This is a genomic window from Pseudomonas sp. MN1F (assembly GCF_009391885.1).
Taxonomy (GTDB): Bacteria; Pseudomonadota; Gammaproteobacteria; order Pseudomonadales; family Pseudomonadaceae; genus Aquipseudomonas.
This window is the reverse complement of sequence record NZ_VZII01000037.1, coordinates 165,135-189,563: the sequence shown is the minus strand read 5'-3', so window position 1 is coordinate 189,563 and position 24,429 is coordinate 165,135. Positions and strand designations below refer to the sequence as shown.

General features: G+C 64.3%; 23 protein-coding genes. 15 read left to right on the top strand and 8 right to left on the bottom strand.

Annotated elements, in window-relative coordinates; translation table 11 throughout:
- Nucleotides 1-9: 9 nt before the first annotated feature.
- From F6X59_RS18765 to F6X59_RS18745, 5 genes are all read right to left on the bottom strand, one after another.
- Nucleotides 10-1,026: an ABC transporter permease gene (locus F6X59_RS18765; RefSeq protein ID WP_152957519.1), complete on the bottom strand. Its 1,017-nt coding sequence runs from the start codon at nt 1,024-1,026 to the stop codon at nt 10-12.
- A complete protein-coding gene (locus F6X59_RS18760; protein ID WP_152957518.1) occupies nt 1,026-2,084 on the bottom strand; it encodes a microcin C ABC transporter permease YejB in 1,059 nt (352 codons plus the stop codon). Before F6X59_RS18760 ends, F6X59_RS18765 begins: the two co-directional genes overlap by 1 nt.
- The gene (locus tag F6X59_RS18755) at nt 2,081-4,009 is read right to left on the bottom strand and encodes an extracellular solute-binding protein (RefSeq protein WP_372240451.1); all 1,929 of its coding nucleotides are present in this window, start codon (nt 4,007-4,009) and stop codon (nt 2,081-2,083) included. The genes F6X59_RS18760 and F6X59_RS18755 overlap by 4 nt, the downstream gene beginning before the upstream one ends.
- Before the next feature lie 7 nt (nt 4,010-4,016).
- Nucleotides 4,017-4,298, bottom strand: a complete 282-nt coding sequence (locus F6X59_RS18750; RefSeq protein ID WP_054884552.1) for a peptidylprolyl isomerase — start codon at nt 4,296-4,298, stop codon at nt 4,017-4,019.
- An 81-nt stretch (nt 4,299-4,379) separates the two neighbouring features.
- Nucleotides 4,380-5,441, bottom strand: coding sequence for a 3-deoxy-7-phosphoheptulonate synthase (locus F6X59_RS18745; RefSeq protein ID WP_152957516.1), 1,062 nt, complete (start codon nt 5,439-5,441; stop codon nt 4,380-4,382).
- Between the two features lie 632 nt (nt 5,442-6,073).
- Here F6X59_RS18745 and benA point away from each other — a divergent pair.
- The 15 genes from benA (at nt 6,074) to F6X59_RS18670 (ending at nt 20,139) form a co-directional block, all read left to right on the top strand.
- Nucleotides 6,074-7,444, top strand: coding sequence for a benzoate 1,2-dioxygenase large subunit (benA, locus tag F6X59_RS18740; RefSeq protein ID WP_152957515.1), 1,371 nt, complete (start codon nt 6,074-6,076; stop codon nt 7,442-7,444).
- The gene (benB, locus tag F6X59_RS18735) at nt 7,441-7,926 is read left to right on the top strand and encodes a benzoate 1,2-dioxygenase small subunit (protein ID WP_152957514.1); all 486 of its coding nucleotides are present in this window, start codon (nt 7,441-7,443) and stop codon (nt 7,924-7,926) included. The genes benA and benB overlap by 4 nt, the downstream gene beginning before the upstream one ends.
- Before the next feature lie 70 nt (nt 7,927-7,996).
- The gene (benC, locus tag F6X59_RS18730) at nt 7,997-9,010 is read left to right on the top strand and encodes a benzoate 1,2-dioxygenase electron transfer component BenC (RefSeq protein ID WP_152957513.1); all 1,014 of its coding nucleotides are present in this window, start codon (nt 7,997-7,999) and stop codon (nt 9,008-9,010) included.
- Nucleotides 9,011-9,114: 104 nt separating this feature from the next.
- Nucleotides 9,115-9,876: a 1,6-dihydroxycyclohexa-2,4-diene-1-carboxylate dehydrogenase gene (locus F6X59_RS18725; RefSeq protein ID WP_152957512.1), complete on the top strand. Its 762-nt coding sequence runs from the start codon at nt 9,115-9,117 to the stop codon at nt 9,874-9,876.
- A 65-nt stretch (nt 9,877-9,941) separates the two neighbouring features.
- On the top strand, nt 9,942-11,264 hold the full coding sequence (locus F6X59_RS18720; RefSeq protein WP_152957511.1) for an aromatic acid/H+ symport family MFS transporter: 1,323 nt from the start codon (nt 9,942-9,944) through the stop codon (nt 11,262-11,264).
- A gap of 30 nt (nt 11,265-11,294) precedes the next feature.
- A complete protein-coding gene (locus tag F6X59_RS18715) occupies nt 11,295-12,416 on the top strand; it encodes a muconate cycloisomerase family protein (RefSeq protein WP_152957510.1) in 1,122 nt (373 codons plus the stop codon).
- Nucleotides 12,417-12,435: 19 nt separating this feature from the next.
- A complete protein-coding gene (catC, locus tag F6X59_RS18710; protein WP_152957509.1) occupies nt 12,436-12,726 on the top strand; it encodes a muconolactone Delta-isomerase in 291 nt (96 codons plus the stop codon).
- 38 nt (nt 12,727-12,764) lie between these two features.
- On the top strand, nt 12,765-13,679 hold the full coding sequence (gene catA / locus F6X59_RS18705) for a catechol 1,2-dioxygenase (RefSeq protein WP_152957508.1): 915 nt from the start codon (nt 12,765-12,767) through the stop codon (nt 13,677-13,679).
- A 97-nt stretch (nt 13,680-13,776) separates the two neighbouring features.
- Nucleotides 13,777-14,976, top strand: coding sequence for a benzoate/H(+) symporter BenE family transporter (locus F6X59_RS18700; RefSeq protein ID WP_152957507.1), 1,200 nt, complete (start codon nt 13,777-13,779; stop codon nt 14,974-14,976).
- A 54-nt stretch (nt 14,977-15,030) separates the two neighbouring features.
- Entirely contained in the window at nt 15,031-16,281 is a 1,251-nt protein-coding gene (locus F6X59_RS18695) for an OprD family porin (protein ID WP_152957506.1), read from the top strand.
- 94 nt (nt 16,282-16,375) lie between these two features.
- Complete coding sequence (locus F6X59_RS18690) at nt 16,376-17,431, top strand: metal-dependent hydrolase (RefSeq protein ID WP_152957505.1); 1,056 nt, start codon at nt 16,376-16,378, stop codon at nt 17,429-17,431.
- A gap of 69 nt (nt 17,432-17,500) precedes the next feature.
- Complete coding sequence (locus F6X59_RS18685) at nt 17,501-18,412, top strand: LysR family transcriptional regulator (protein ID WP_152957504.1); 912 nt, start codon at nt 17,501-17,503, stop codon at nt 18,410-18,412.
- Between the two features lie 99 nt (nt 18,413-18,511).
- The gene (locus tag F6X59_RS18680) at nt 18,512-19,492 is read left to right on the top strand and encodes an LLM class flavin-dependent oxidoreductase (RefSeq protein ID WP_152957503.1); all 981 of its coding nucleotides are present in this window, start codon (nt 18,512-18,514) and stop codon (nt 19,490-19,492) included.
- Between the two features lie 154 nt (nt 19,493-19,646).
- Nucleotides 19,647-19,859, top strand: a complete 213-nt coding sequence (locus tag F6X59_RS18675) for a cold-shock protein (RefSeq protein ID WP_152957502.1) — start codon at nt 19,647-19,649, stop codon at nt 19,857-19,859.
- 73 nt (nt 19,860-19,932) lie between these two features.
- The gene (locus F6X59_RS18670) at nt 19,933-20,139 is read left to right on the top strand and encodes a hypothetical protein (RefSeq protein WP_152957501.1); all 207 of its coding nucleotides are present in this window, start codon (nt 19,933-19,935) and stop codon (nt 20,137-20,139) included.
- A gap of 104 nt (nt 20,140-20,243) precedes the next feature.
- Here the strand turns inward: F6X59_RS18670 and F6X59_RS18665 are convergent, their stop codons facing one another.
- The 3 genes from F6X59_RS18665 to F6X59_RS18655 form a co-directional block, all read right to left on the bottom strand.
- Nucleotides 20,244-21,254: an aldo/keto reductase gene (locus tag F6X59_RS18665; RefSeq protein ID WP_152957500.1), complete on the bottom strand. Its 1,011-nt coding sequence runs from the start codon at nt 21,252-21,254 to the stop codon at nt 20,244-20,246.
- A gap of 80 nt (nt 21,255-21,334) precedes the next feature.
- Nucleotides 21,335-22,855, bottom strand: a complete 1,521-nt coding sequence (locus tag F6X59_RS18660) for an FAD-dependent oxidoreductase (RefSeq protein WP_152957499.1) — start codon at nt 22,853-22,855, stop codon at nt 21,335-21,337.
- A 179-nt stretch (nt 22,856-23,034) separates the two neighbouring features.
- Entirely contained in the window at nt 23,035-24,363 is a 1,329-nt protein-coding gene (locus tag F6X59_RS18655) for an MFS transporter (protein WP_152957498.1), read from the bottom strand.
- Between the last annotated feature and the right edge of the window lie 66 nt (nt 24,364-24,429).

Genomic DNA, 24,429 nt, shown 5'->3' with positions numbered 1-24,429 from the left:
TCCTGAAACCTATCTTCTGGGGTCGAACGCCTCGCGCAGCGCATCGCCGATGAACACCAGCAGTGACAGGATCACCGCCAGGGCAAAGAACGCGGTAAAGCCCAGCCACGGCGCTTCCAGGTGCTGCTTGCCCTGGGTCACCAGTTCTCCCAGCGAGGCACTGCCCGCGGGCATGCCGAAGCCGAGGAAATCCAGCGCTGTCAGCGTGGTGATCGCCCCGGTGAGCATGAACGGTACGTAGGTAAACGTCGCATTCATCGCATTAGGCAGCACATGACGCAGCATCACCAGGGTGTCTGACAGCCCCAGGGCACGCGCCGCCTTGACGTATTCGAGGTTGCGCCCGCGCAGAAACTCGGCGCGCACCACATCGACCAGGGCCAGCCACGAGAACAGTGCCATGATGCCCAGCAGCCACCAGAAATCCGGCTCGACAAAGCCGCTGAGGATGATCAGCAGGTACAGCACCGGCAGCCCCGACCAGACCTCCAGCAAGCGCTGCCCGAACAGGTCCACCCAGCCACCGTAATAGCCTTGCAGCGCGCCGGCACCGACCCCGATGAGTACGCTGATCACGGTCAGGGCAAAGGCGAACAGCAGCGAGGTACGCGTGCCATACAGCACCCGCGCCAGCACGTCGCGGCCCTGGTCGTCGGTGCCCAGCCAGTTGCTCGCGCTCGGCGGGCTGGGAGTGGGGACCAACAGGTCGTAGTTGGGTGTGTCGGCACTGAACGGGATGGGGGCGAACAGCATCCAGCCGCCTTGGCCTTCGATCAACTGGCGCACGTAGGCGCTGCGGTAATCGGGCTGGAACGGCAGCTGGCCACCGAACTGCTGCTCGCTGTAACGCTTGAGCGCAGGCGTGTACAGATCACCTTTGTAGCTCAGCAGCAGCGGCTTGTCGTTGGCCACAAGCTCCGCGCACAGGCTCAGTATCAGCAGGCCGGCGAACAGCCACAGCGATACCCAGCCCAGGCGGTTGCGGCGAAAACGCTGCAGGCGACGACGCGCAACCGGCGACAGCATCAGTGCGCCCTCGTGTCGAAGTCGATGCGCGGGTCGAGCACGGTGAAGGCCAGGTCACCGATCAGGCGGAACAGCAGGCCGGCCAGGGTGAAGATGAACAGCGTGCCGAACACCACCGGGTAGTCGCGGGACACGGCCGCTTCGTAGCTCATGCGGCCAAGGCCGTCGAGGGAGAAGATCACCTCGATCAGCAGCGAGCCGGCAAAGAACACCGTGATCAACGCCTGGGGCAGGCCGGCCAGCACCAGCAGCATGGCGTTGCGCAACACGTGCCCATAAAGCACGCGGCGTTCGCTCAAGCCCTTGGCGCGGGCGGTGACCACGTACTGGCGGGAGATTTCATCGAGGAAGGCGTTCTTGGTCAGCAGGGTGAGGGTGGCAAAGCCACCGATCACCAGGGCGCCGACTGGCAGCACCAGGTGCCAGAAGTAATCGGCGACCTTGCCCAGCAGGCTGAGCTGGTCGAAGTCATCCGATACCAGGCCACGCACCGGGAACCAGTTCAGCGAAGTACCGCCGGCGAACAGCACGATCAGCAGCAGCGCGAACAGGAACGAGGGTAGGGCATAGCCGACCACGATCAGCGCGCTGCTCCAGGCATCGAAGCGGCTGCCGTGGCGTACCGCCTTGCGGATGCCCAAAGGGATCGACACCAGGTAGGTGATCAGCGTGGCCCAGAAGCCCAGCGACAGGGTCACCGGCAGCTTGTCGAGGATCAGGTCGGTGACCTTGGCGCCGCGGAAGAAGCTTTGGCCGAAGTCCAGCCGGGCGTACTGGCCGAGCATCAGCCACAGGCGTTGCGGGGCGCTCTTGTCGAAACCGTACTGGCGCTTGATCTCCTCGATCAGCTTCGGGTCCAGGCCGCGGGTGGCACGGGACTCGCCGTGTACCACTTCGGTCCGCGAGCCTGGCGCACCGCCGCCCAGGCCCTGCAGCCGCGCCACCGCCTGCTCGACCGGGCCGCCGGGCGCGGCCTGGACGATGGCGAAGTTGACCAGCAGGATCGCCAGCAAGGTCGGAATGATCAGCAGTAGGCGCCGCAGGATGTAGCTGGTCATGGCTGGGCCCTCTGCCGTTCGGCCATCTGCGCATTGGTCAGCGCCGTCGGGCTGACTTCCCACCAGCTGTCGAGGCCTTCGTCATAGGCGGGCTGGACGTTCGGCAGGCCGAAGCGGTTCCACCACACCGTAGAGCTGCCGGGCGGGTAATAGTTGGGGATCCAGTAGTAGTTCCATTGCAGCACCCGGTCCAGGGCATGGGCATGGTGCAGCATGTCGGCCTGGGTGTCGGCGCGCACCAGGCCGTCGATCAGCTGATCGACCACCGGGTCCTTGAGCACCATCAGGTTGTTCGAGCCCGGGTCGTTGGCGGCGGCCGAGCCGAAGTAGTTGTACAGCTCGGCGCCTGGCGACAGGGTCACCGAATAGCCAGTGACGATCATGTCGTAGTCACGGGCCATCAGCCGGTTCACGTACTGCGCCGAATCGACGTTGCGGATGTTCAGGGTGATACCGATCTGGGCCAGGTTGCGCTTCCACGGCAACAGCAGGCGCTCCATACCGGACTGGCCGTTGAGGAAGGTGAATTCCAGCGGCTCACCCTGGGCGTTGACCAGGCGATCGCCGTCGGGGTGCCAGCCGGCCTGTTGCAGCAAGGCCAGCGCCTGCAACTGTTGTGGGCGAATGATCCCCGAGCCGTCGGTAACCGGTGCCGTGAACACCTGGTTGAAGACTTCGTCGGGCACCCGGCCACGCAGCGGTTCGAGCAGCTTGAGCTCGCCCGCATCCGGCAGTTCGCGGGCTGCCAGCGGGGTATTGGAGAACACGCTCTGCTGGCGGATGTACATATTGCGCATCATCTGCCGATTGCTCCATTCGAAGTCCCAGAGCATGGCCAGCGCCTGGCGCACGCGGCGGTCCTTGAACTGAGGCTTGTCCAGGTTGAACACGAAGCCCTGGGCGGCTTGCGGCTTGGCCGGGCCGAGATGGTCGCGCTGCAGGCGGCCATCGTCCAGCTGCGCGCCGTTGTAGCCCAGGGTGTAGGCGGTGGCGGAGAACTCGCGGTTGTAGTCGTAGCCGCCGCCCTTGAGCACCTGGCGCGCCACTTCGGTATCGCCGAAATACTCGATGCGGATGTGTTCGAAATTGTAGCGCCCGCGGTTGGCAGGCAGGTCCTTGGCCCACCAGTTCGGGTCGCGTTCGAAGGTGATGCTGCGGCCGTTGTCGATGCGCCCGATGCGGTACGGGCCGCTGCCAACCGGCTTGTCGAAACCGGCGCCGTTGGCGAAGTCGCGGTTACCCCAGTCGTGCTCGGGCAGTACCGGCAGGCTGGCCAGGTCCAGGGCCAGGGTGCGGCCGTGCGGCTGTTTGAAGTCGAAGCGCACCTGCAGGGGGCCTTCGACCGTGACCCCGGCGACTTCGGCGAACTGGGTGCGGTACTTGAGGCTGCCTTCGGCCATGAGCTTGTCGAAGCTGAAGCGCACATCTTCGGCGCGCACCGGCTTGCCGTCGGCGAAGGTCGCCTTGGGGTCGATCTCGAAGCGCAGCCAGGTGTCATCGGGGCCGCGTTCCATGCGCCGGGCGATCAGGCCGTAGACGGTATAAGGCTCGTCGAACGAGCGTTGCGCCAGGGGCGCATACAACCAGCCATCGACCTCGCTGACGCCGATGCCTTTGTCGATGTAGGGCAGGATATGGTCGAACTGGCCGATCTCGATGGCCGAGCGGCGCATCAGGCCACCCTTGGGGGCGTCGGGGTTGACGTAGTCGAAGTGGCGGAAGCTTTCGCTGTAGCGGGGGGCTTCGCCGTAGACGGTCAACGCGTGGGTGGGCGCGGCTTGGGCCATCCAGCCCATACACAAAAGCACGACCCCATAAATGACCTGTGGGAGCGGGTTTACCCGCGAAGAGGCCCGAGCAGGCAATGGGTTTACCTGCTCTGGCCTCTTCGCGGGTGAACCCGCTCCCACAAGGGACACGATGATCAGCAGATCAGTCCTGGCGGCTGGTCACTTCCAGCAGGTGGTAGCCGAACTGGGTCTTGACCGGGCCCTGTACGGTGTTGACCGGGGCGCTGAACACCACGGTGTCGAATTCCTTGACCATCTGGCCTGGGCCGAACGAGCCCAGGTCACCGCCTTGGCGGCTGGACGGGCAAGTGGAGTTGGCCTTGGCGATTTCAGCGAAGTCGGCACCGGCTTCGATCTGGGCTTTCAGTTCGTTGCACTTGTCTTCAGTGGCGACGAGGATGTGACGGGCGGTGGCGCGTGCCATGGTTACTGCTCCTTGGGGGTGAAAACGGCAAGCCTAGCGCACTTGATCGGGTCATGTCTCGCCAGGCTTGCTGTAGCCGCTTCACAGACGCGCTGCGGCCTCGCGCAGCAAGCTCTCGGTCGCGCTCCAGCCCAGGCAGCCATCGGTGATCGACACGCCGTATTTCAGCGCGCCCTTGCCCAGCGCCTGGCAGCCATCGAACAGGTGGCCTTCGAGCATCACGCCGACAATCGCGCGGTCACCCGCCAGGCGCTGGGCCAGCACGTCCTCGAACACGGCGGGCTGGCGGGCCGGGTCCTTGCCGCTGTTGGCATGGCTGCAGTCGACCATGATGCGGGCCTGCAAACCTGCCTTGGCCAGCCCTTGGCGGGCCTGGGCAATGCTGCCGGCATCGTAGTTCGGGCCGTTATGGCCGCCGCGCAGCACCAGGTGGGTGTCCGGGTTGCCCAAGGTCTCGATGATCGCCGGGTAGCCCTGCGCATCCATGCCGAAATGGCGGTGCGGGGCCGCAGCGCTGCGCATGGCGTCACAGGCGATGCCAACGCCACCGTCGGTGCCGTTCTTGAAACCGACTGGCAGCGCCAGGCCGCTGACCATTTCCCGGTGAATCTGCGATTCGGTGGTGCGTGCGCCAATCGCCGCCCAGCCCAGCAGGTCATCGAAGTAGCCGGCCGCCATCGGTTGCAGCAACTCGGTGGCAATCGGCAAGCCACGTTCGATCATGCTCAGCATCAAGCCACGGGACAGGGCGATGCCGGCATGCATGTCGTCGCTGCCATCGAGGTGCGGGTCGTAGGCCAGGCCTTTCCAGCCGACCGTGGTGCGCGGCTTTTCCACATAGGCACGCATCACCAGCAGCAGCTTGTCATCGACTTCGCGGCTCAGCGCCGCCAGGCGGTCGGCGTATTCCAGGGCCGAGCGGGGGTCGTGGATCGAGCACGGGCCGACGATCACCAGCAGGCGCTCATCGCGGCCGTCGAGAATGGCGCGGATGGCCTGGCGCTGGCTGTGGACTTGCTGGGCGAGTTCGGTAGACAGCGGCATCTGTTGCTTGAGCAGGTGCGGGCTGGGCAGGCGCTGGCTGACGGTGGTGTTGGCCGCTTGCGGTTGGGTCAGGGGCAGAGCGAGGTTGGAGGCGTGCATGGCGTATGTTCCCTGGGCGGACGGCGGGTTCTGGCCCGCGCGGTCGGCCCTATCGAGGTGTTCGACTATTCGTTGATTGATTGTCTGCAGCATTGCCACCGGTGAGGGACCGATCGGAGGCGGCAGGCTGGCCCGAACGGGATTGGCTAAATCGCCAGGCATAGGTGCTTGCGTAGTAATAAGTGGCGTAGTTCATGAATCTGTCCTCGGTTCGCATCGGTAAAAGTGCAATGGCCTGAAAAGCAAAACCCCCGGTCGGGGAGCCGACCGGGGGTTTGAGTATTCTCATGTTCGGCGGCCCCTCGAAGGTGGGCGCCGGGTGGGTATCGGCGCCTAGTGGCTAAACCAATACCCAAAGTAATAGCTGGCAGCAGCCTGGCAGCCGGCAACGGCCAGCACAGGGCGCAGGTTGCGACCGGTGTGGTTGGCGGGGTTGCGGGTGAGTTTCGGCATGTCGCGCTCCAGTGAATGAGCCCGAGCTTACTTCAGGCGCTGCGCACTGTTCAATGGATAAATGCTATTGCGCCGATAATTGCACAAAACGGATAGCACTCTGCAGACGATGGATATTGCCGCCCCAGGGCAAACCCTAACCTGACCCGGTCTGAACTATAACAATGGAGACCCTGGCCATGTCCCTGGGATTCGACTACCTCAATGCCATGCTCGAGGACGATCGCGAAACCGGCGTCTATCGCTGCAAACGTGAAATGTTCACCGACCCGCGCCTGTTCGACCTGGAGATGAAGCACATCTTCGAGGGCAACTGGATCTACCTGGCCCATGAAAGCCAGATTCCCGAGAAAAATGACTACCTCACCCTGACCATGGGGCGCCAGCCGATCTTCATCGCGCGCAACAAGGACGGGGAACTCAATGCCTTCCTCAATGCCTGCAGCCACCGCGGTGCCATGCTGTGCCGGCACAAGCGCGGCAACCGCTCCAGCTACACCTGCCCGTTCCACGGCTGGACCTTCAACAACAGCGGCAAGCTACTCAAGGTCAAAGACCCGAGCAACGCCGGCTACCCCGACAGCTTCAACTGCGACGGCTCCCACGACCTGACCAAGGTTGCCCGCTTCGAGTCCTACCGTGGCTTTCTGTTCGGCAGCCTGAATGCCGATGTCAAGCCGCTGGTCGAGCACCTGGGTGAGTCCGCCAAGATCATCGACATGATCGTTGACCAATCCCCGGAGGGCCTGGAAGTGCTGCGCGGTGCCAGCTCGTACATCTACGAGGGCAACTGGAAGCTCACCGCCGAGAACGGCGCCGACGGTTACCACGTCAGCTCCGTGCACTGGAACTACGCCGCCACTCAGAACCAGCGCAAGCAGCGCGAAGCGGGTGACGAGATCAAGACCATGAGCGCCGGTGCCTGGGCCAAGCAGGGCGGTGGCTTCTATTCCTTCGACCACGGCCACCTGCTGCTGTGGACCCGCTGGGCCAACCCTGAAGACCGCCCGGCCTTCGAGCGCCGCGACCAGCTGGCCGCCGACTTCGGCCAGGCCCGCGCCGACTGGATGATCGAGAACTCGCGCAACCTGTGCCTGTACCCGAATGTGTACCTGATGGACCAGTTCAGTTCGCAGATCCGCATCGCCCGGCCGATTTCGGTGAACAAGACCGAAATCACCATCTATTGCATCGCGCCGAAGGGCGAGAGCGCTGATGCCCGGGCCAAGCGTATCCGCCAGTACGAAGACTTCTTCAACGTCAGTGGCATGGCCACCCCAGACGACCTTGAAGAATTCCGCTCCTGCCAGACCGGCTACGGCGGCGGCACCGGCTGGAATGACATGTCCCGTGGCGCGCAGCACTGGGTCGAAGGTGCCGATGACGCAGCGAAGGAAATCGAACTCAAGCCGCTGCTGTCGGGCGTGCGCACCGAGGACGAGGGCCTGTTCGTGCTGCAGCACAAGTACTGGCAGGACACCATGATCAAGGCGCTGAAACTGGAGCATCAACAGGCACAGCAACTGATTCCCGTGGAGGCCGTGCAATGAGCCTGCATGACACCGTGCGCGACTTCCTCTACCGCGAAGCGCGCTACCTGGACGATGCCCAGTGGGACCAGTGGCTGGAACTGTACGCCAGCGACGCGACCTTCTGGATGCCGTCCTGGGACGATGACGACACCCTCACCGAAGACCCACAGAGCGAAATCTCGCTGATCTGGTACGGCAACCGTGGCGGCCTTGAAGACCGCGTGTTCCGCATCAAGACCGAGCGCTCCAGCGCGACCGTGCCGGACACCCGCACCTCGCACAACATCAGCAACATCGAGATCGTCGAACAGGGCGAAGGCAGCTGCCAGGTGCGCTTCAACTGGCACACCCTGAGCTTCCGCTACAAGACCACCGACAGCTACTTCGGCACCAGTTTCTACACCCTCGACCTGCACGGCGAGCAGCCGCTGATCAAGGCCAAGAAGGTGGTGCTGAAGAACGACTACGTGCGTCAGGTCATCGACATCTACCACATCTGATCCGAGGTATCGCGAGCCGCTCGGTGTGCCCTTTGGCGCGCCGCGGCCAGGCTCGCCCGTGAGGTGCAACATGAGCTTCCAGATCGCGCTTAATTTCGAAGACGGGGTGACCCGCTTCATCGAGGCCAGCGGCCATGAAACCGTGGCCGATGCCGCCTACCGCCAGGGCATCAACATCCCGCTGGACTGCCGCGACGGCGCCTGCGGTACCTGCAAGTGCAAGGCCGAGTCCGGGCGTTACGACCTGGGCGACAACTTCATCGAAGACGCCCTGAGCGAGGATGAAATCGCCGAAGGCTACGTGCTGACCTGCCAGATGCGCGCCGAAAGCGACTGCGTGGTGCGCATTCCGGCCTCGTCACAACTGTGCAAGACCGAACAAGCCAGCTTCGAGGCGGCCATCAGCCAGGTGCGCCAGCTGTCGGCCAGCACCATCGCCTTGTCGATCAAGGGTGAGGCACTGGGCCGCCTGGCGTTCCTGCCGGGGCAGTACGTCAACCTCAAGGTGCCGGGCAGCGACCAGAGCCGCGCCTATTCCTTCAGCTCGCTGCAGAAGGACGGCGAGGTCAGCTTCCTGATCCGCAACGTGCCGGGCGGCCTGATGAGCAGCTTCCTCACCAGCCTGGCCAAGGCCGGCGACAGCATGAGCCTGGCTGGCCCATTGGGCAGCTTCTACCTGCGGCCGATCGAGCGCCCACTGTTGCTGCTGGCCGGTGGTACGGGCCTGGCACCGTTCACGGCGATGCTGGAGAAGATTGCCGAGCAGGGCAGCGAGCACCCGCTGCACCTGATCTACGGGGTGACCAACGATTTCGACCTGGTCGAACTGGACCGCTTGCAGGACTTGGCGGCGTGCATCCCCAACTTCACCTTCAGCGCCTGCGTGGCCAACCCCGACAGCCAGTACCCGCAGAAGGGCTACGTGACCCAGCACATTGCGCCGCAGCACCTCAATGACGGCGATGTCGATGTGTACCTGTGCGGGCCGCCGCCGATGGTCGAGGCGGTGAGCCAGTACCTGCGCGAGCAGGACATCAACCCGGTGAATTTCTATTACGAGAAGTTCGCGGCGGCGGCTGCCTGAGTTTCCTTGGGGCTGCCGGCATCGTGCGGGTGCCGGTGGCCTCCTTTTATTGCAATGGCCTCGGCGAGGGCTTTGCCGGCGATGGGGCAAATGAGGAAAGAGCGATGAACAACAGATTCCAAGGCAAGGTCGCGCTGGTCACCGGCGCCGCCCAAGGCATTGGCCGCGGCGTGTGCTGGCGGCTCAAGGCCGAAGGCGCGCAGGTGGTGGCGGTGGACCGTTCCGAGCTGGTCCACGAACTGGCCGGGGAGGGCATGCTGACCCTGACTGCCGACCTCGAACGGTATGCCGATTGCTCCCAGGTCATGGCCACGGCGGTGGCAACCTTCGGCCGCCTCGACATCCTCGTCAACAACGTCGGCGGCACCATCTGGGCCAAGCCCTTCGAGCACTATGAAGTGGAGCAGATCGAGGCCGAAGTGCGCCGCTCGCTGTTCCCCACCCTGTGGTGCTGCCACGCGGCACTGCCGTACATGCTCGAACGCTGCAGCGGTGCCATCGTCAACGTCTCGTCGATCGCCACCCGTGGGGTCAACCGCGTGCCGTACGGCGCGGCCAAGGGCGGCGTCAACGCACTCACCGCGTGCCTGGCCTTCGAAACCGCCGGCCGCGGCATTCGTGTCAACGCCACCGCGCCAGGCGGCACGGAAGCGCCCCCGCGCCGGGTGCCGCGCAACACCAGCGAGCAGAGCGAGCAGGAAAAGGCCTGGTACCAGCAGATCGTCGACCAGACCCTCGACAGCAGCCTGATGCACCGCTACGGCAGCATCGACGAACAGGTCGGCGCGATCCTCTTCCTGGCCTCCGACGAGGCCTCCTACATCACCGGCGTGACCTTGCCGGTGGGGGGCGGCGACCTCGGCTGAACACTCCTCATCAAAGCCCCCAGGCAAAGCGTTCCTCCAAAACAACAACAAGAGAGACAGATGCCATGCGAACCCTAGACGTACACCCGATCATCGATAACGCCCGCTTCACGTCATTTCACTGGCTGGTCATGGCCTTGTGCGGCCTGCTGCTGATCTTTGACGGCTACGACCTGTTCATCTACGGCGTCGTGCTGCCGGTGATCATGAAGGAGTGGGGCCTGACCCCGTTGCAAGCCGGCGCGCTGGGCAGCTACGCGCTGTTCGGCATGATGTTCGGCGCCCTGGCATTCGGCAGCCTGGCCGACCGCATCGGGCGCAAGAAAGGGATCGCCATCTGTTTCGCCTTGTTCTCCGGGGCGACCATCCTCAACGGCTTTGCCAGCAGCCCCGGCGAGTTCGGCATCTACCGCTTCATCGCCGGCCTCGGCTGCGGCGGCCTGATGCCCAACGCCGTGGCGCTGATGAACGAATACGCGCCCAAACGCCTGCGCAGCACCCTGGTGGCGATCATGTTCAGCGGCTATTCGCTGGGCGGCATGCTCTCGGCAGGGGTCGGCATCTTCATGCTGCCGCGCTTTGGCTGGGAGTCGATGTTCTTCGCCGCTGCGGTGCCGTTGCTGCTGTTGCCGGTGATTCTTTACTACCTGCCGGAATCCGTTGGCTTCCTGGTGCGCCAGGGGCGTACCGATGAAGCGCGCAAGCTGCTCAAGCGCCTGGCCCCGGATTGCGATGTGCAGGCGGATGACACGCTGCAGGCGGCGGACCGCAAAGGCGCTGGCAGCTCGGTGCTGGAACTGTTCCGCAACGGCCTGGCCATCCGCACCCTGGCCCTGTGGCTGGCGTTCTTCTGCTGCCTGCTGATGGTCTATGCGCTGAGCGCGTGGCTACCCAAGCTGATGGCCAACGCCGGCTACAGCCTGGGGTCGAGCCTGTCGTTCCTGCTGGCGCTGAACTTCGGCGGCATGGCCGGGGCAATTCTCGGCGGCTGGCTGGGGGATCGCTACAACCTGGTCAAGGTCAAGGTGGCCTTCTTCATCGCGGCTGCGTTGTCGATCAGCCTGCTTGGGGTGAACAGCCCGATGCCGGTTCTCTACCTGCTGATCTTCGTCGCGGGTGCCACCACCATCGGCACGCAGATCCTGCTGTATGCCGGTGCTGCCCAGCTCTACGGCCTGTCGGTGCGCTCCACCGGCCTTGGCTGGGCATCGGGCATCGGCCGCAACGGTGCCATCGTCGGCCCGCTGCTTGGCGGCGCGCTGATGGGCATCAACCTGCCGCTGCAACTCAATTTCATCGCCTTCGCCATCCCCGGCGCGATTGCCGCGCTGGCCATGGCCGTGCACCTGGCCAGTGGCCGGCGCCAGGCCCAGATGGCGGCGGCCTGATTCTTCAACTGACTGAACTGGAGCTTTTGCATGACAAGCCCGACCATCGAACGGCTGGACGCGATCATCGTCGACCTGCCGACCATCCGCCCGCACAAGCTGGCCATGCACACGATGCAGCAGCAGACCCTGGTAGTGCTGCGCCTGCGCTGCAGCGACGGCGTCGAAGGCATCGGCGAGGCCACCACCATCGGCGGCCTGGCCTACGGCTACGAGAGCCCCGAGGGCATCAAGGCCAACATTGACGCGCACCTGGCGCCCGCGCTGGTCGGCCTGCCAGCCGACAACATCAACGCCGCCATGCTCAAGCTCGACAAGCTGGCCAAGGGCAACACCTTCGCCAAGTCCGGCATCGAAAGCGCCTTGCTCGACGCCCAGGGCAAGCGCCTCGGCCTGCCGGTCAGCGAACTGCTCGGCGGCCGTGTGCGCGACAGCCTGGAAGTGGCCTGGACCTTGGCCAGCGGCGACACCGCCCGCGACATCGCCGAAGCCGAGCACATGCTGGAAGTCCGCCGCCACCGCGTGTTCAAGCTGAAGATCGGCGCCAACCCGCTGGAGCACGACCTCAAGCACGTGGTGGCGATCAAGCGCGAGCTGGGCGAGCGCGCCAGCGTGCGCGTCGACGTCAACCAGTACTGGGACGAGTCGCAAGCCATTCGCGCCTGCCAGGTGCTCGGCGACAACGGCATCGACCTGATCGAACAGCCGATCTCGCGCATCAACCGCACCGGCCAGGTGCGCCTGAACCAGCGCAGCCCGGCACCGATCATGGCCGACGAATCCATCGAGAGCGTCGAGGACGCCTTCAGCCTGGCCGCCGACGGCGCAGCCAGCATCTTCGCCCTGAAGATCGCCAAGAACGGCGGCCCGCGGGCCGTGCTGCGCACCGCGCAGATCGCCGAAGCGGCCGGTATCGCGCTGTATGGCGGGACCATGCTCGAAGGCTCGATCGGCACCCTGGCCTCGGCCCATGCCTTCCTCACGCTGCGCCAGCTGACCTGGGGCACCGAACTGTTCGGGCCGCTGCTGCTGACCGAAGAGATCGTCAACGAGCCGCCGCAGTACCACGACTTCCAGCTGCACGTGCCGCGCACCCCGGGCCTGGGCCTGACCCTCGACGAACAACGCCTGGCGCGCTTTGCCCGCCGCTGAACCAACAGGAGAACTGAACATGCTGTTCCACGTGAAGATGACCGTGAAATTGCCGGTCGACATGGCCCCGGCCAAAGCCGCGCAACTGAAGGCCGACGAGAAGGAACTGGCCCAGCGCCTGCAGCGCGAGGGCACCTGGCGCCACCTGTGGCGCATCGCCGGGCACTACGCCAACTACAGCGTGTTCGACGTGCCCAGCGTCGAGGCATTGCACGACACGCTGATGCAGCTGCCGCTGTTCCCGTACATGGACATCGAGGTCGACGGCCTGTGCCGCCACCCGTCGTCGATCCACAGCGACGACCGCTGATTCAACCCTTTGCCCAAGAACACCATGAGGTAACCATCATGACCGTGAAGATTTCCCACACTGCCGATATCCAGAAGTTCTTCGAAGAAGCCGCCGGCTTTGGCAACGACCAAGGCAGCCCGCGCCTCAAGCGCATCATCCAGCGTGTGCTGCAGGACACCGCGCGGCTGATCGAAGACCTGGACATCACCGAGGACGAGTTCTGGCACGCCGTCGACTATCTCAACCGCCTCGGCGGGCGCGGTGAGGCCGGGTTGCTGGTGGCAGGCCTGGGCATCGAGCACTTCCTCGACCTGCTGCAGGATGCCAAGGACGCCGAAGTCGGTTTGACCGGCGGCACCCCGCGCACCATCGAAGGCCCGCTGTATGTGGCCGGTGCGCCGCTCGCTGAAGGTGAAGTGCGCATGGACGACGGCAGCGAGGAGGGCGTGGCTACCGTGATGTTCCTCGAGGGCCAGGTGTTCGACCCTCAGGGCCAGCCGCTGGCCGGCGCCATTGTCGACTTGTGGCATGCCAATACCCGTGGCACCTACTCGTTCTTCGATCAGAGCCAGTCCGAATACAACCTGCGCCGACGCATCATCACCGATGCCGAAGGCCGTTATCGCGCGCGCTCCATCGTGCCGTCCGGTTATGGCTGCGACCCGCAGGGCCCGACCCAGGAATGCCTGGACCTGCTCGGTCGCCATGGCCAGCGCCCGGCACACGTGCACTTCTTCATTTCGGCGCCGGGGCATCGCCACCTGACCACGCAGATCAACCTGGCCGGGGATAAGTACCTATGGGACGACTTTGCCTACGCCACCCGTGACGGGCTGGTGGGCGAGGTGGTGTTCCATGAAGGGGCAGAGGGGCGCCATGCCGAGTTGAAGTTCGACTTCCAGCTGCAGAAGGCCCAGGCCAATGCGGATGAACAGCGCAGTGGTCGGCCACGGGCCTTGCAGGAGGGCTGATACATCGCCTTGGCTTCTTCGCAGGCGTGCCCGCGAAGAAGCCGACACAGAACAAGAGCCAGCCACCAAGGCCGGCCGATGCCTTGCGAGAAGTCTCATGAAAACCCTGATCAAGGACTGCTCCCTGTCAGCCCTGGTCGCCGGCTGCATCGCGACCCTGATTTCCTACGCCGGCCCACTGGTGATCATCTTCCATGCCGCCGAAGCCGCCGGCCTGTCCCACGCCATGCTGTCGTCCTGGGTCTGGGCCGTGTCCATGGGCAGCGCCGTGCTGGGGGCGGTGCTCAGCCTGCATTACCGGGTGCCGGTGGTGATTGCCTGGTCGATCCCAGGATCGGCACTGCTGGTCACCGCCTTGCCCCAGCTCGGCCTGGAGCAGGCCGTAGGTGCGTACCTGGTCGCCAACCTGCTCCTGCTGCTGATCGGCATCAGCGGGGCCTTCGACCGCATCATCGCGCACCTGCCGGGCGCCATCGCCGCGGGTATGCAGGCCGGCATCCTGTTCAGCTTCGGCACCGAGGTTTTCCGGGCCCTGCCGGTGCAGCCGCTGCTGGTGCTGGCGATGTTCACTACCTACCTGCTGATGCGCAGGCTGCAACCGCGCTATGCCGTCGCTGCCGTGCTGTGCGTCGGTGCGTTGGTAACCCTGGCCAGTGGTGCCTTGCGCAGCGAGGCACTGGTGCTGGAGCTGGCCTCGCCACAGTGGATTACCCCGCAGTTCAGCCTGGCGGCAACCTTCAGCCTGGCACTGCCCATGGTGCTGGTGGCACTGACCGGGCAGTTCATGCCGGGCATGGCAGTGCTGCGCAACGCAGGCTACGGCACGCCGGCCAGCCCGCTGATCAGCGCCAGCGCGCTGGCCGGTGCGCTGCTCGCACCGTTCGGTTGCCATGGCCTGAACCTCGCGGCCGTTACTGCCAGCCTGTGCACCGGCCATGAAGCCCATGAGAACCCGCGCCGGCGCTATGTCGCGGCCGTCGCCGGCAGCACGTTGTACCTGCTGCTGGGGGTTGCCGGGGCCACCTTGATGTCGCTGTTTGCTGCGTTTCCCGCCGCGCTGATCGCCGCCCTGGCCGGGCTTGCCCTGTACGGCGCCATCAGCGAGGCCCTGGCACGCAGCCTGGCCGAACCCAGCGAGCGTGATGCCGGGTTGTTCACCTTCCTGGTCACCGCCTCGGGGGTGTCCTTCCTGGGCCTGTCGGCAGCGTTCTGGGGCCTGCTGTTCGGCCTGCTGGCCCATGCACTGCTGCGCCTGCGCCGCCCGCAACGCCGCGAGGTGCTGCGCCGCAATTCCTGAAACCCCGTGTTCCCCGCGCTTTATCCATAACAACAAGATCAAGAGAGCTTCGGAATGAACCACACCCCTTGCGTCGCCATTGGGCTGACCTTGCTCAGCCCCTCCTTGTTCGCCGCCGAAGGCGGCTTCTTCGAGGATGCCAAAGCCAGCCTCAGCGCCCGCAACTACTACTTCAGCCGTGATTTTTCCGACATCGTCGGGGCCAACCAGCAGTCCAAGGCCGAGGAGTGGGCCCAGGGCTTCATCCTCGATTTCAAGTCCGGCTACACGCCAGGCCCGGTCGGCTTCGGCGTCGATGCCCTGGGCCTGCTTGGCATCAAGCTCGACAGCAGCCCGGACCGGGTCAACACCGGTCTGCTGCCGGTGCACGGTGATGGCCGCGCGGCTGACGAGTACAGCCGCCTGGGCCCCGCATTCAAGGCCCGGCTGTCGAAGACCGAGCTGCGCGTGGGCGAGTTGCAGCCCAACCTGCCGGTGCTGACCTTCAGTGATATCCGCCTGCTGCCGCCGACCTACCAGGGCACCAGCATCAGCTCGGCGGAAATCGACGGGCTGACCTTACAGGCCGGGCACCTGACCAGCAGCCACCTGCGCAACGAGGGCGGCGATGGCAAGATGAACGCCATGCTCGGCCATGTGCCCCAGCGCCAGGCCGAAAGCGATGCCTTCAACTATGTGGGCGGTGACTATGCGTTCAACGCCAACCAGAGCAGCGTCAGCCTGTGGTACGGGCAGCTTGAAGATATCTACCACCAGGGTTTCCTGGGCCTGAAGCACAGCAAGCCGGTGGGGGACTGGGTGCTGAGTGCCAATCTTGGCTATTTCACCGCCCAGGAGGATGGCGATGCGTTGCTGGGCAAGATCGACAACCAGGCGTTTTTCTCGATGTTCACTGCCCGGCTGGGTGGCCACAGTTTCCATGCCGGCTACCAGGGCATCTATGGTGACAGCCCGTTCCCACGGGTGTTCGCCAACATTTCGCCGTTGGGCAACGAAGTGCCGACCTATGAGTTTGCCTATACCGACGAGCGTTCGTACCAGCTGCGTTACGACTACAACTTCGCGGCCATGGGTGTTCCAGGCCTGACAGCGACGGTGCGCTATATCACCGGGAACAACGTCGACACGGGCAAAGGGTACGAAGGCAAGGATCGCGAACGCGATCTGGATATAGGCTATGCCGTGCAGAGTGGGGTGCTAAAAGGGCTGGGCATCAGGGTTCGCAACGCCATGGCGCGCTCCAACTACCGCAGTGATATCGACGAGAACCGGTTGACGCTGGTGTACACCTGGCAGCTGTTTTGAGGCGTCACCGGCCATTTGTTGTCACACAGCAGCGATTGCGCCACCCGGGTAACGGGGGTTAGGTTTCCTCAATGGCCACTGAGGAAACCTGACTTTGGACTCCATCACCCAAGCCGTGCTCGGTGCTGCGCTGCAAGGCACGGTACTCGGCCGTATCCAGGGCCGCCGCTCGCTTATCTATGGCGCTGCCCTGGGCACCGTGCCGGACCTCGACGTGGTCATCCGCTACGCCGACCCGGTGTCGCAGATGACCTACCACCGCGGCTTCTCCCATTCGATCTTCGTCCTCACCGGCCTGGCCCTGCTGCTGGCCTGGCTGGTCAACCGGCTCACCCGAACAAGATGGCCCGACAAAGGCTACACGCTGCCCCGGCTGTTTTTGGCGTTCTGGCTGGTGCTGGTAACCCACCCGATCCTCGACGCGTTCACGGTCTACGGCACCCAGCTGTTCTGGCCGCTGCAAGTCACCCCGTTGAGCTGGGCGGCGGTGTTCATCATCGATCCGGTCTATACCGTGCCGCTGTTGGCGGCTGTGCTTTACGCCGCCTTCAAGGGGCTGCAGGGCAGGGCCGTGCAGCTGTTGAGCCTGGCACTGGTATTGAGCACCGCCTACCTGGGGTTCGGCCTGGCCGGGCGCATTGCCGCCGAGCAGCGCTTTCAACTGGCGCTCGGGCAGCAAGGTATCCAGGCAAGCGAAGTGCGCGCCGTGCCCATCGCATTCAACAGCCTGGTCTGGCGGGTGCTGGCCAAGACCCCGGAGGGTTTCTACTACGAGGGCATCAGCAGCACGTTTGACCGTGAACCACCGGAGATGCAGCGCCTGCCACTGAACCTGGCGGCGCGCGATGAGCTGTACGATGCGCCTTTGCTTGAGCGGCTGCGCTGGTTTACCGGTGACTGGCTGCGCTATGACGTCATCGACGACCAACTGGTGGTCACCGACCTGCGCATGGGCATCCCCGGCAATTACACCTTTCGCTTCAACATGGCCCACCGCGATGGCCACGGGCAGTGGGTCGCTGATACGCCAAGCCGCTGGGCCGGCTCAGGGGTCGGCGCGATGTTCAATAACGGTGACCTGGCGCTGATCTGGCGGCGGATTCTCGACCAGCGACCGCCGTTGCCGTTGGCCGCCTGGAGCGAGCGCTGAGCACTTGCCCTTGCAATACTGCGATTTGCAACCATTTAAGCCGGCCTTCTGCATGCCCAGGAATCAGCCATGGAACCCAACCGCTTCGGCGACATCGCCGCCTTCGTCAGTGCCGTGAAGGCTGGCAGCTTCACCGCCGCAGCTGCCAGCCTGGGCCTGACCCGCTCGGCAGTGGGCAAGAGCATCGCCCGCCTGGAGGCGCGCATGGCCGTGCGCCTGCTCAACCGTACCACGCGCAAGCTGAGCCTGACCGACGAGGGCCTGGTAGCTTACGAGCGCTGGCGGCAGATTCTCGATGACCTGGACGAGGTGGAAAGCACCATGGCCCAGCGCCGTGGCAAGCCCACCGGCACCCTGCGCCTGACTGCGCCGCTGTCGCTCGGCCAGCGCCATGTGCTGCCGATTCTCGATGCCTACCTCAAGCAGTGGCCGGAGCTGCGGGCTGATATCCGTTTCACCGACCGTCTTGTCGACCTGGTGGAAGAGGGCGTGGACGTTGCCGTGCGCATCGGCGTGCCGAAGGAAGACTCGCAACTGTTGACCCGCACTGTTGGCTGGCAGCAGTTCGTGACCTGCGCCTCGCCCGAATACCTGCGCCAGCACGGTGTGCCGCAGGTTCCGGCGGACTTGTATGGGCACGACAAGATCGCCTTCCTCACTGGCGAAAAGTCGATGCCCTGGCGCTTCCATACCGCCGAGGGGCTTCACCTGTGCGAGGAGCCCGGGCGGCTGAACATCGACAGCTCCGAGGCGATGCTCGATGGTGCCCGGGCCGGTTTCGGCCTGATTCATCTGCCGTCTTACATTACTGGCGGCGACTTGCGGGCCGGTACGTTGGTGGAAGTGCTGCACGACTATCGCCCACCCGCCGACCCGATCCGTGTGGTTTACCCGAGCAAGCGCCACCTGTCGCCACGGGTACGCGGGTTCATCGACCTGTTGGTAGCGACTTGGGAGCAAGGTGTGCCCTGGGAGGACTGATTGGGGATTGCCAGGCCCCTATGTGGGGCCTGAAGCCGTGTTTATCCCTGGCGCCAGAGCGCAGACACTGGCGTCACTGATAATCCATCTGGAGACCCCATGACTGCCTTGTCTGTACTGGATCTGGTCATGATCGGCGAGGGCAAGACCTTCGCCGACGCGATCGAAGAATCCCGCCAACTGGCTCGCCATGTCGAGCAGCATGGCTACAGCCGCTACTGGATCGCCGAGCACCACGACATGCCTGGCATTGGTTCGGCTGCCACCTCGCTGGTGATCAACGAGATCGCCAATGCCACGAAGCACATCCGCGTGGGTGCCGGCGGCATCATGCTGCCCAACCATGCGCCGCTGGTGGTCGCTGAGCAGTTCGGCACCCTCGACACCCTGCATCCGGGCCGTATCGACCTCGGTCTGGGCCGTGCACCCGGTACCTCCGGACCGACCGTGCGGGCCCTGCGTGGCGCCGCGCCGGAGCGCGACTTCAACCAGGACATCGCCGAGCTGCGCGACTATCTGGCCGACAACGGCAAACGCCAGGTCCGTGGCGTACCGGGCGCGCACGAGGTACCAATATGGATCCTCGGCTCCAGCCTGTTCGGTGCAGACCTGGCGGCGAAGCTTGGTCTGCCCTATGCCTTCGCCTCGCACTTCGCGCCGCGTTACCTGCTGCAGGCGATCGCCCATTACCGGGCGAACTTCCAGCCGTCCGCGCAACTGGCCAAACCGTATGTGATGGTGGGCGTAAACCTGTTCGCCGCCGACAGCGATGCCGAGGCGGATTACCAGGCCAGTTCGCATCGCAAGTGGATGCTCGACTTGCACGTCGGGCGCTTCGGCTTGCTGCCCAAACCGCAGGAAGGGTATGTGCAGAGCTTGCCGGGTCACGAGCGGGCGGTACTGGAACAGGTGATGGCCTGCAGCATTGCCGGTGGGCCTGAGCGGGTGCGTGAAGGGCTGCGTTCGCTGATCGAGCAGACCGCTGCGGATGAGCTGATGATCGATTGCCGGATCCATGACCCGTTGGCGCGTTTGCGCTCGCATGCCTATGCGGCGCGGGCTTTGGCGGAACTCGGATAATGCCTAGTACGTTTTCTCATATTAAAGACGAACACACCTGATAAAAATGCTAGTAGCTATTCTTGCGTGATCGTTCGAAGATAAGGCTGCGCTGGACATCACTGTCACGACGGTTGCCCAGTAAAAACAAAATTCAGAGATTAAGGTGAAGAACATGGCTGGAGAACAAACGGGCACGGTGAAATGGTTCAACGATGAAAAAGGCTTTGGATTCATCACGCCTGATGGTGGCGGTGATGATCTTTTCGTCCATTTCAAATCCATTGAGGCGGACGGGTTCAAGAGTTTGAAAGAAGGCCAAAAGGTCAGTTTTGTGGCTGAAAAGGGCCAGAAAGGCATGCAGGCAGCCCGCGTGCGTCCTGTATAGCAGGCCTTTGCCTTGCGCTTGTTCGCTCATTGCCTGAATGAGCGCAAGGCTTATCCGCACGGAGGTGTTGATCATGTCCAGTCGCGTTCGCAAGACAAACCCGCTATCCGTATCTGCTGATCCTGAGATTGAGGCTGCAGAACAAGGCATGTATTTTCTGCAGGAGCCCGGCAAACAATTCCGTGAAGGCCAGACGGTCTCCTACGAGGTGGGAATTGATGAGCAAGGCCGCCTTTACGCTTTCAATGTGCGGATTGAAGTTGAACCCCCTTTGCATTAGTCAGATCAACGATTGAAAAATGGGAGCCATTCAGCTCCCTTTTCAGTATCAGGTTTTCCTGTAATGGCCTCTTGCGGATAAATCAGGCCGGGGCAGGAGAATGATCAGCGACGCGCCAACCGCCCACTGACAAAGTGCGCCACATCGTTGAACCCCGGCGTCGACGCATGCCCCGGCGTTACCAGCGAATCGATGAATGCCTCGTCTTCGGCTGTGATCTTCACTTCCAGCGCCCCGCCATAGGTATCCCACTGCGCCTCGGTGCGCGGCCCAACGATGGCCGAGCTGACCAATTGGCTGTTGAGCACCCAGGCAATCGCGAACTCGACCAGCCCGACGCCCTTGGCCTGAGCGTAGTCCTGCAACTGCCGGGCAATGGCCAGCGACTCCTGGCGCCATTCCACCTCCATGATGCGCTTGTCCTGGCGTGCAGCGCGGCTGCCCGCTTCGGGCTCGGCCCCAGGCGCATACTTGCCGCTGAGCACACCACGGGCCAGCGGGCTGAACGGCACCACGCCCAGGCCGTGATACGCGGCGGCGGTCATCTGCTCAGGCTCGGCCTGGCGGTTGACGATGTTGTACAACGGCTGGCTCACCACCGGCTTGGCCACGCCCAGGCGCTCGGCGAGGTTGCACAGCTCGGCGATGCGCCAGCCACGGTAATTGGACACCCCCCAGTAACGGATCTTGCCCTGCTGCAGCAGGTCGCCGATGGCACGCACGGTCTCCTCCAGCGGCACCTTGTGGTCTTCGCGGTGCAGGTAGTAGATGTCCAGGTAATCCAGGTGCATGCGCGTCAGCGTGGCTTCGATGCCATTGAAGATGTGCTTGCGCGACAGCCCGCTGCGGTTGGGCAGGCCATCGGTCGGTCCCATGCCGACCTTGGAGGCGACGATCCAGTCCTGGCGGTGGCGCGCCACCGCTTCCCCGACGATTTCTTCGGAGCGGCCGGCGTTGTACACGTCGGCGGTGTCGATGAAGTTGATGCCCTGGTCCCAGGCTTTGTCGATGATCCGTAGCGCATCCTCGGTGCTGGTCTGCTCGCCGAACATCATGCTGCCCAGGGTCAGGGCGGAGACTTGCAGGCCAGATTGGCCCAGGGGACGGTAGATCATGCCGAGTATCCTTTGCGGGGAATGATCCGCTTGTTTTACACAGAACCGACGGGCTTTGAAAGGCCGCAGGGGCGGTGAAATCAGCCAATCAGCTCAAGGGCTTGATCAAGGCTCAAAGGCCGCTTCATCCGTTGCGACAACGTCGCCATGGCATCCGAATAGCCCTTGGCTACCACGGCCTCGACCTGATCCCCGACACACTGCAAGGCAATGAAGTCACCTTTCTCCGGCTCCCCCACAAACACGATGCGATCCCAGTCCCGGGCGTGCCCCAGCACCTCGTAGGTGCGACCGTGCTGGTAGGTCCAGAAGAACGGCACGTCGTTGTATCGGCGCTGTTCGCCCAACATGTTGGCAGCGGCGATCACCCCATGCTGCTGGGCCAGCCGCCAGTGCTCGATGCGCACTGGCCGGCCCCCATGCGCGAAGGTGGCGATGTCGCCGGCAGCCCATAGCCCCTCAGCGGCGTGCAGCTCGGCATCGACCACCAGCGACTGATCCTTGGCCAACGGCACGCCCTGCACGAAGGCCGTGGCCGGTTTGACACCGGTGCCTAGCAGCACCAGGGGCGCGACCAGCTCTTCGCCATTGGCCAGCTGCACGGCTTCGACCTTGTCTTCGCCCAGGAAGCGTTCAACCTCGGTCGGGCCATGAAAGACCACGGCCTTGCGTTCATGCAGTTCGCGAATACAACGGCCGATACGCTCACCGAGCTGCTTGGCCAACGGGACTTGGTGACGCGTGACCACATGCACCTGCGCGCCGTACTTGCGCAGTGCCGAGGCGGCTTCCAGGCCAATGAACCCGTCACCGACGATCACCACCGGCTGCCCAGGTTCGGCGGCATCGAGCAGGCGTGCGGCATCCTCGCGCGAGCGCAGGGTCATGATACCGGGCAGGTCGACCCCTGGCAGTTGCGGGCGCAGTGGTTTGCCGCCAGTGGCCAGCAGGGCGGCGTCGTATTCGATGTGCTGGCCGTCGGCGAGGGTGATCTGGCGTTTTTTTACATCCAGCGCCCGCACCTTGCCAACGCGCCGATCGAGGTGGCCTTTGCGCAGCTGGTCGGGCTCGATCAAGGTTGACACCTCGTCGGGCGCCATCTCCCCGGCAATGACGAATTTGCTCAAGGCGGTGCGGTCGTAGGCGGGTTGGCGCTCCTGGTCGAGCCAGACCAAGTGCCCGCCAAAGCCGTGGTCGAGCAGCGTGGCGACCGCCGCCGAGCCGGCAGCACCGGCACCGATCACCACGAAGGTACGGGCATCGCTGTGTCGCGGTGGCTCGCTTTTCGGCAATGGCTGGTCATCGACCCACACTTCACCGTCCTTGACCCACGCCCGGTAGCGGCGCAGGTCGGTCAGCGCCGGAGGTTCACACACCGCACCTTCATCAACGGCAAACGCAGCCTTGTGCCAGGGGCAGACCAGCAGGCCACCGCAGATCACGCCTTCTTCCAAGGGTGCGCCTTCGTGCGGGCAGTTGCCCTGGTAGGCGTGGACCTGGTCGCCCTGGCGGACCAGGATCATTTCTTCGTTGCCGGCCTGAACGCGCAAGGGGCGCTTGGGATCGAGCTGTTCGAGGCGAGCCACGGCGTGCTGGGTCATGGGGCTTCTCCAAAGGGGCCTTTGGAACCATTTGACGCCTGGGGTGGGAGGGGGATGCGTCGATCTGACGATCGGCGCCGTTGTTCGCCTTGGGATTTGCAGCGCCTGGGAGATCGAGCGCCGCGGCGGCGCTCGATCTCATCGGCGGTGCAAACCTCCCGTCGAACTCACCAGCAAACTCAATGGGTCCGGGCAGCAGTCAATGCACCAGCCCGGGTAACCCGCAGGGCCACCAGGCTACCCAGCACGATCAGCGCCGCCAGCGAATACAGCGCAGCATCGGTCGAACCGGTCTGGTCCTTGATGAAGCCGACCAGGTACGGGCTGAGGAAGCCGGCCATCTGGCCCACCGAGTTGATGATCGCCAGGCCCGCCACTGCGGCACTGGCGCTGAGCAGCGCGGTCGGCATCGGCCAGAACATCGGCAGGCCGGTGAGGGCGCCCATGGTGGCGATCGACAGGCCGAGGATGGCGATGGTCGGGTTGGCAGCGAAGTTGACCGCAATCAGCAGGCCGACGGCGCCCATCAGCATCGGCACCACAAGATGCCAGCGGCGTTCGTTGCGCAGGTCCGCCGAGCGGCCGCACAGAATCATGAATACCCCGGCCAGCAGGTACGGAATGGCGCTCAGCCAGCCGATCAGCAGCGGGTTGTCGAAGCCCATGTTCTTGATGATCGACGGCAGCCAGAAGTTGATCGCGTACACGCCGCTCTGGATGCAGAAGTAGACGAAACCGAAGGTCCAGATCAGCGGGTTGGTCAGCACCGCCACCACGCTGTCGCCGGTAGTGTCGGGCTTGCTGGCGGCGTCGGCCGCGAGGTCTGCGGCGATCAGCTGGCGTTCGGCCGGGCTCAGCCAGGCGGCTTTCTGGTAGCCATCGCTGAGCAGCTTGATCGCCAGCACGCCGAGGACCACGGTGGGTACGCCCTGGATCAGGAACATCCACTGCCAGCCGGCCAGGCCATGCTGGCCGGCGGCGAAGTGTTCGAGGATCCAGCCCGAAAATGGCCCGCCGAGCAGGCCCGACACCGGGATCGCCGACATGAACAAGGCCATGATGCGGCCACGGCGGTCAGCCGGGAACCAGCGCGAAAGGTACAGCACCACGCCGGGGAAGAAGCCTGCCTCGGCCGCGCCGGTCAGCAGACGCAGGGTGTAGAACTCGGTCGGGGTGGTGACGAACAGCAGGCAGGTCGAAAGGCTGCCCCAGGCGATCATCATCGCCGCAATCCAGCGCCGGGGGCCGAAGCGGTTGAGCGCCAGGTTGCTCGGCAGGCCGCAGAGCACGTAGCCGATGAAGAAGATGCCGGCGCCAAGGCCGTACACGGTTTCGCTGAATTTCAATGCATCGAGCATCTGCAGCTTGGCGAAGCCGACGTTGACGCGGTCCAGGTAGTTGAACAGGTAGCAGATGAAAATGAACGGGATCAGCCGCAGGGTGATGCGCCGGTACAGCGCGTTGCGGGTGATATCGGTGCCTTGGTCAGGGGCAGGGCTGTGTGCCATGATCGTGGTCTCTGTTGTTATGGTTGTCGCCGCGACGCCTGTGCCGGCGCTCGCCCTGACGAGTCT